The following is a 726-nucleotide window of genomic DNA, read 5'->3' as shown; positions in this document are numbered from 1 at the left end:
TGCTCTAATTAAAGAGACTTCAATAATGGTGCGGAAGGAGAGACTTGAACTCTCACACCTTGCGGCGCCAGAACCTAAATCTGGTGCGTCTACCAATTCCGCCACTTCCGCATCAATTTGTATTCATATCGCTAATTGGTAAAAGCGTTATGAAGTTGTATGGCAGGCTACTTAGAGCCGAACCAAGGACAATAGACGAGGCATCAAATGATGTTATCCACTGAACCTTTAAATAATGGCAGGGCTACCTGGATTCGAACCAGGGAATGGCGGCATCAAAAGCCGCTGCCTTACCGCTTGGCGATAGCCCTACAGGGTTATTCTTTCTTATGAAAGAATGGTGCGGAAGGAGAGACTTGAACTCTCACACCTTGCGGCGCCAGAACCTAAATCTGGTGCGTCTACCAATTCCGCCACTTCCGCAAACCGTGATCAATCAGATAATTGGTAAAATCTAACTGATGTTGTATATGGCAGGCTACTTGGAGCCTAACCAGGGACAATAGACGAGGCATCAAAAGATGTTATCCACTGTACCTATCAATAATGGCAGGTCTACCTGGATTCGAACCAGGGAATGGCGGCATCAAAAGCCGCTGCCTTACCGCTTGGCGATAGACCTGCAGTTGCTCTAATTAAAGAGACTTCAATAATGGTGCGGAAGGAGAGACTTGAACTCTCACACCTTGCGGCGCCAGAACCTAAATCTGGTGCGTCTACCAATTC

Annotated in this window: 4 tRNA genes; all 4 read right to left on the bottom strand. The window is 47.1% G+C overall.

Going from position 1 to position 726, the window contains the following annotated elements:
- Positions 1-26: 26 nt before the first annotated feature.
- Positions 27-111 (bottom strand) — tRNA-Leu (locus tag AKJ31_RS22290).
- Positions 112-236: 125 nt separating this feature from the next.
- Positions 237-311, bottom strand: a tRNA-Gln gene (locus tag AKJ31_RS22285).
- A gap of 27 nt (positions 312-338) precedes the next feature.
- A tRNA-Leu gene (locus AKJ31_RS22280) sits at positions 339-423 on the bottom strand.
- 124 nt (positions 424-547) lie between these two features.
- Positions 548-622: transfer RNA gene (locus AKJ31_RS22275), tRNA-Gln, on the bottom strand.
- Positions 623-726 lie beyond the last annotated feature (104 nt).

Source organism: Vibrio hepatarius (assembly GCF_001274785.1).
GTDB classification, from domain to species: Bacteria; Pseudomonadota; Gammaproteobacteria; order Enterobacterales; family Vibrionaceae; genus Vibrio; species Vibrio hepatarius.
The sequence above is the reverse complement of the archived record's forward strand: the minus strand, read 5'-3'. Positions and strand labels throughout refer to the sequence as shown.